The organism is Blautia intestinihominis (assembly GCF_040096655.1).
Classification (GTDB): Bacteria; Bacillota; Clostridia; order Lachnospirales; family Lachnospiraceae; genus Blautia_A; species Blautia_A intestinihominis.
Genome location: NZ_JBBMEI010000121.1, coordinates 1 through 5896, shown reverse-complemented (window position 1 = coordinate 5896; position 5896 = coordinate 1). Strand labels below are relative to the sequence as shown.

The window sequence follows — 5896 nt, the reverse complement described above, 5'->3', positions numbered from 1 at the left end:
TTGTGCGGATACGCACACTCCTGCGCTTTCATCTCGGTAATTGAATTGCCGAGGATTCCCGCTTATTATCCTAAAATTCCTAAATTAGCTCTTTACTTTTATGTATAAATGCAGTATAGTTTCAATATACTTAATATGTAGTATTAATTACTACGTGATTGGTTTTTTATTATTTGCCTGTTTTTAACACTGGAGGTGTTTATTATGAAACTTAAATTAAAAGATCCCTGGAGTGCGATCACGCATGGTGTTGCAGGACTTCTGGCGATCGCGGGTGCTGCGCCGCTTCTTCTCAAAGCTGCATCCGGTGAGGAAGCACCACTGCATATCGCAGCTCTGGCTGTGTTCATGCTTACCATGATCCTTCTTTATACAGCCAGTACCGTTTATCATTCTGTAGACTCTACAGAGAAAGTCAACCGCCGTCTCCGAAAGATGGATCACATGATGATCTTCGTCATGATCGCCGGAAGCTATACTCCTGTCTGCCTCATTGCACTGCATAACCGCATCGGCTATATCCTCTGCGGACTTGTATGGGGAGTTGCAATCCTTGGCATGCTGCTCAAGGGACTCTGGATCACCTGCCCGAAATGGCTGTCCTCCGTTCTCTATATCGGAATGGGCTGGCTCTGTGTACTGGCTTTTGTTCCGATCTTTCACTCCCTCCCGAGAGCAGGTTTCGGATGGCTGCTTGCGGGCGGCATTATTTACACGATCGGCGGTATCATCTATGGTCTGAAACTTCCATTATTTAATTCCAGACACAGGAATTTCGGTTCACATGAGATCTTTCATGTTTTCGTTATGCTTGGAAGTGCCTGCCACTTTATCCTCATGTATTGCTTTATTTCCACCCTGCCATTCTGATGGCAGGGTATTTTTCTGCCTGTTACAGTACTTTCAGAATTCCATCAGGTTTAATTTTTGTTTTCTTGTAAGCTGTTTGATCGCATATTCTCTGCGCATTGCTTCTTCTTTTGTTTCAAAACCTTCATAATAGACCAGTTTTACCGGTCTTTTGCTTCTGGTATACTTCGCTCCGGCTTTTCCCTCATTATGGGCTTTGAGCCGCTTCTGCAGGCAGTTCGTCCATCCTGTATACAGTGTCCCGTCTGCACATTGAACGATATATGTGTAATTCATAAAGTATTTTATCCTCTTTTGTCTCTATAAAAAGCAGCCGATTTAAATTGTATTTCACTTCTATATACATTCAAAAAGCAGGTAGGAGAATATCGACTGCGAATTTTTTACCGCTGATTCCCACCTGCTTTATTATACGTTGTGTTTTATATTTTGTGAATAATTGTAATTATCCCGTTTACGGAAGATAGGCGATCGGATCGATCGGCTTGCCGTCTTTTTTCATTGCAAAATAAAGATTATTTCCTTCTTTGCTGTAATATTTCGTCGGCGCACTGACATAGCCGATCACAGTTCCTTCTGTTACTGTGTCGCCCTCCTCCACACAGAGGTCTTTGAGCTGTCCGTAAACTGCCTGATATCCGCTTCCAAGCTCCATCGTCAGGGTTGTTCCCGTCTGTGCGTCTTCTTCGATCGAATAAACCGTTCCATCTGCTGCTGCGGTCACCGGTGCACCTTCCACTGCCTGAACTGCGATCGCAGGGCTCAGTTTATACTGATCCAGGGTCGGAAAATAAACCGTCTGATCCATATTATAATCCAGAAGGATCGTTCCGTGTACCGGCCATTCCATCAGCGTATCTTCGGAAAAACTAAGTTTCGGAGCACTCAGTGCACTTGCGGAAACATCTGTGACTTTTTCCTGATCCGTCATGGAATCCTCCACCGCATTTGCTGCATTCGCGGTTTCTGTGGTTACTTCATTTGTAGAAACACTGTCTGAAGTTTTTTCTGAACTGTCTGTACTGTCAGTGAGCGTCCGGGCGATTTTTTCTTCTGCTGTATCGTTCTGCCCTGTCGTATCGCTGATCTCCGCGTCAACCAGACTGGTGTCTGCATCCACCATCGGTGTCTCTTCTGTGTCTTCGCTCTGATCTGTCTGCAGTTCTCCCTGAATTTCCTTGTCTGGAGTATAAGTACCGATCTGATAAACTCCAATTCCCGCCGCTGCCAGGACAGCAAGGAGAGCAGTGTTTGCGGCGTACTTTACGATTCTGTTTTTTGTCATATTCCATTCACCTCTGCCAATAATCATTTTTGTATTTATAGCATTCCCGAAATATGACGTATTATTCAACTTTACACAGAATAAATCATGTTATTGCTGTTCGCTTTCTTCACAGTAAATCGTTTCTGTCATATGTACTTATTTCCATTTCCGGAAAATATTCTTCCAGAATCTCTTCCCACAAACTTCCATCTTTTGCAAGTTCATTTCCGCCATACTGAGAAAAGCCAAGTCCATGACCTTTTCCTCTGCACAGGAAACGAACTTTACTCCCTGTTTTCTGTATGGAAAAATTCGACGATGGAAGTCCCATTCCCAATGCAAACATTTCTCCCTCCAGGATTTTGTCATCAGCCTGAAGACTCAGCACATAGCCTGCAGAATCCCGTTCTTTTATTTCTAATTCTTTTGGCAGCTGCCGCTCCGAAATATATGTACTGCTGAAATAGTCCGGGGAATTTTTGTCTGCACTGCTGTCCACAGATTTCAGATATTGATACTCTGAACTTCCAAACACAGTCTCCCCGTCTCTGGTCGTGCCACCACTGATCTCGTGATATGGAACAAGATCCAGTTTTCCATCCACAAGCAGAACTTTCCCTTCTGTATTTTCCACAGCATCTTCATAAATCTCATCAGATATCCACCATTTCCACTGATTCTTTATACTTTTCCCCATTTCTCTCAACACATCCAGCCGATTTTCCTCCTCCGCAAATTTCCTGAAAAGATTACTTCTCGCAATGACCGCCTGTGCTTCCACCGTCTGTAACTCATAATCCGGTGAAATCTGACACGAAAGAACTGCCGTCAGATATACCTCCGAATCTGGTCTGTAATTCAGTAATATCCTCTCACTTCCATTGATCACACTCACCGACAAGTACGGAAGCAGCGCAAACACCAGGATCTTCGACAGATTAAAAACACTTTTTCTTTTCATAATGCTCATCCAGCCAGTGTTTTATCCTAATATATGTCCTTTTTTCATCTTTTATAAATATTTCCGTTCAGTTTTTGACAGCGCATCTTATTCATACTATACTATAGGGCATATCAATAGGACTGCTTACTTATAACAAAAAGGAGGTGCTTTTTTTATGCTTGCAATTTATCTGGCACCAGTCTATATATTACTTAACCTTTATGTACTCCGGTGGAGTTACCTGTGGATCGGAAACTGTCATCATCTATTTCAGTCAACTATTTTTCGGGTTATTCTGGCGATCGTCTACGTTCTGATCTCCACCACCCCACTGACAGGATTTTTGATAAAAAAACCAGCTTCCCTGCACAGGATCCTCAAAGTCACCAGCAACTATTTTCTTGGGATCTTTATGTATATTCTGATGATCGTGCTGAGTGCGGACATCATAAGACTGATCCTCAAATACGTTTTCCATGCATCCTGGATCCATTCACGTGTTGCGTTTGCGATTGCCGGAGCGATCTGCATCTTTAGTGTTCTGCTGATCAGTATCCGCGGCATCTATCATGCCAAACACATTAATGTAACGCCTTATGAAGTTACTGTTGATAAATCCGCCGGCGAACTCGATTCCCTGAAAATCGTGCTCATCGCCGATACACATTTCGGCTACAATGCCGGTACTATCCATGCAAAAGAGATCGTAAAAAAAATAAACAAACAAAATCCTGATCTTGTCTGCATTGCCGGAGATATTTTTGATAATGAATACGAAGCGATCCACGAGCCCAAAAAGGTCAAAAAAATCCTACGCAAGATCAACTCCCGTTACGGTGTTTATGCCTGTTGGGGAAATCATGATCTGAATGAGCCAATCCTTGCTGGTTTTACTTTTAATCCTGGCAAAGAAGGGGCTGAGAGCCTCAAAGATCCACGCATGAGGGAATTTCTAAAAGACAGCAATATTCAGCTTCTGGAAGATGAAGCCGTCCTGATCGACAACAGTTTCTACGTAGTCGGCCGTAAAGACGCTTCCCTGATAGAAAAAATAGAAGAAAAAAGAAAAACCCCTGCCCAGCTTACCGAGAAGCTGGACAAGGATAAACCAATTATATTTATTGACCATCAGCCAAAAGAACTCCAGGAAATTGCAGATGCAGGTGTTGATCTTGATCTCTGTGGCCACACGCACGATGGACAGACATTCCCGGGAAACATAACGATCAAATTCCTGTGGGAAAATCCCTGTGGCTATCTCCAAAAAGGATCCATGCACAACATCGTCACTTCCGGATCCGGTGTCTGGGGACCAGCCATGCGAGTTGGCACCAACAGTGAGATCTGCACGATCAATGTTACATTCCAGAACTCCTGATCTCAGACTTTATACCGTTTCTCTGCTTTATCTGAAGAAGCAGAGAAACGGTATTTTTATCTGCATTTATTCCTGAAGGATCACATTCTGCATAATCGGCGGAATCCCCTCTAATGCATCCACACTTCTGTCACCCGGACCTCTCATCCAGAAGAAAACCTTCCTTATATAATTATCATGTTCTGACGCAGTTCTGTACATAGAAGAATCTGTTGTATTTCCCGCCGCATTCCGAGCTCCAGGAACATATCCAAGAGCTCCCTCACTAAGCCCCACAGCCTGTCCCATTTCTTTTAAAACAGTTGCTTTGACACTCATCACAAGACAAAATACAGCAGCAGCGATCATATGAAAACTCTCTCTTATTTTCTTCATAATGCCCTCCTTAATTCTTCCATGCCAAGAAGCCGGGATTGCGCACGTCCCACTACTACGCATGTACTATAATATATGCGGGCATCAATATAAAAAGAACTTAGGCAATAAAAAAACACTATCGAAATGATAGTGTTCTTAAAAAGTAGTGAGGCATCGGGGATTCGAACCCCGGACAACTTGATTAAAAGTCAAGTGCTCTACCAACTGAGCTAATACCCCATATGCAGTTTTGCATTTACTTTGCACAATGTTGCAGAGTAAATCGCTCAGGCTTTTTCTAACCAGCCGTTCGTTACCTTTACAAGGTAAATGCCCAGAGCCGGAATCGAACCAGCGACACGAGGATTTTCAGTCCTCTGCTCTACCAACTGAGCTATCTGGGCAAAATAGCGGGAACAGGATTTGAACCTGTGACCTTCGGGTTATGAGCCCGACGAGCTTCCAGACTGCTCCACCCCGCGATAATTATGAAATTGAAAGCCGATGATCGGACTCGAACCGATAACCTGCTGATTACAAATCAGCTGCTCTGCCAATTGAGCCACATCGGCTTAGCCAATGATAAGGCTTAATGGGTGGAGAAGGATTCGAACCTTCGAAGGCGGTGCCAACAGATTTACAGTCTGCCCCCTTTGGCCACTCGGGAATCCACCCTTAATGTATATGGGACCTATAGGGCTCGAACCTATGACCCTCTGCTTGTAAGGCAGATGCTCTCCCAGCTGAGCTAAGATCCCACATATTCAATTATCGCACATACCATTCGGTATGTAACGACCCAGATGAGACTCGAACTCACGACCTCCGCCGTGACAGGGCGGCGCTCTAACCAACTGAGCCACTGGGCCTTGCAAATTTCTTTGCTATTAGAAGATTATCACATCTTCAAAACTACATACATGTTGACTAAGCAATTATATCATAACCAAGCTTATTGGTCAAGCCCTCACCCTATTAGTAGCAGTCAGCTCCATGTGTTACCACACTTCCACCTCTGCCCTATCAACCTCGTCGTCTTCAAGGGGGTTTACTCCTTTCGGATGGGATATCTCATCTTGAG

6 protein-coding genes, 7 tRNA genes and 1 rRNA gene are annotated in these 5896 nt (G+C 43.9%); 2 read left to right on the top strand and 12 right to left on the bottom strand.

Annotation, left to right across the window (positions count from 1 at the left end; genetic code table 11):
- Positions 1-204: 204 nt before the first annotated feature.
- Positions 205-870 carry a PAQR family membrane homeostasis protein TrhA gene (gene trhA / locus WMO75_RS18595; RefSeq protein WP_302701081.1) on the top strand — a complete coding sequence of 222 codons (666 nt, stop codon included), beginning with the start codon at positions 205-207 and terminating at the stop codon, positions 868-870.
- A gap of 33 nt (positions 871-903) precedes the next feature.
- Here trhA and WMO75_RS18590 read toward each other — a convergent pair whose 3' ends face one another.
- The 3 genes from WMO75_RS18590 to WMO75_RS18580 all read right to left on the bottom strand — a co-directional run bounded on the left by WMO75_RS18590 (position 904) and on the right by WMO75_RS18580 (position 3098).
- Positions 904-1146: a GIY-YIG nuclease family protein gene (locus WMO75_RS18590; protein WP_118254713.1), complete on the bottom strand. Its 243-nt coding sequence runs from the start codon at positions 1144-1146 to the stop codon at positions 904-906.
- 178 nt (positions 1147-1324) lie between these two features.
- Entirely contained in the window at positions 1325-2155 is an 831-nt protein-coding gene (locus tag WMO75_RS18585) for a M23 family metallopeptidase (protein WP_022213441.1), read from the bottom strand.
- A gap of 109 nt (positions 2156-2264) precedes the next feature.
- Entirely contained in the window at positions 2265-3098 is an 834-nt protein-coding gene (locus tag WMO75_RS18580; protein ID WP_022213442.1) for a SpoIID/LytB domain-containing protein, read from the bottom strand.
- Positions 3099-3255: 157 nt separating this feature from the next.
- Between WMO75_RS18580 and WMO75_RS18575 the strand changes: the two genes are divergently transcribed.
- On the top strand, positions 3256-4458 hold the full coding sequence (locus WMO75_RS18575; RefSeq protein WP_118254705.1) for a metallophosphoesterase: 1203 nt from the start codon (positions 3256-3258) through the stop codon (positions 4456-4458).
- A gap of 66 nt (positions 4459-4524) precedes the next feature.
- Here the strand turns inward: WMO75_RS18575 and WMO75_RS18570 are convergent, their stop codons facing one another.
- The 9 genes from WMO75_RS18570 to WMO75_RS18530 all read right to left on the bottom strand — a co-directional run.
- A complete protein-coding gene (locus WMO75_RS18570; protein ID WP_118254702.1) occupies positions 4525-4833 on the bottom strand; it encodes a hypothetical protein in 309 nt (102 codons plus the stop codon).
- 149 nt (positions 4834-4982) lie between these two features.
- Positions 4983-5055 (bottom strand) — tRNA-Lys (locus tag WMO75_RS18565).
- Between the two features lie 91 nt (positions 5056-5146).
- A tRNA-Phe gene (locus WMO75_RS18560) sits at positions 5147-5219 on the bottom strand.
- 4 nt (positions 5220-5223) lie between these two features.
- Positions 5224-5297, bottom strand: a tRNA-Met gene (locus tag WMO75_RS18555).
- A gap of 17 nt (positions 5298-5314) precedes the next feature.
- Positions 5315-5387: transfer RNA gene (locus tag WMO75_RS18550), tRNA-Thr, on the bottom strand.
- 21 nt (positions 5388-5408) lie between these two features.
- Positions 5409-5490, bottom strand: a tRNA-Tyr gene (locus tag WMO75_RS18545).
- A gap of 10 nt (positions 5491-5500) precedes the next feature.
- Positions 5501-5573 (bottom strand) — tRNA-Val (locus WMO75_RS18540).
- A 37-nt stretch (positions 5574-5610) separates the two neighbouring features.
- Positions 5611-5684 (bottom strand) — tRNA-Asp (locus WMO75_RS18535).
- Between the two features lie 86 nt (positions 5685-5770).
- Positions 5771-5896 (bottom strand): 23S ribosomal RNA (locus WMO75_RS18530); the annotation flags it as partial.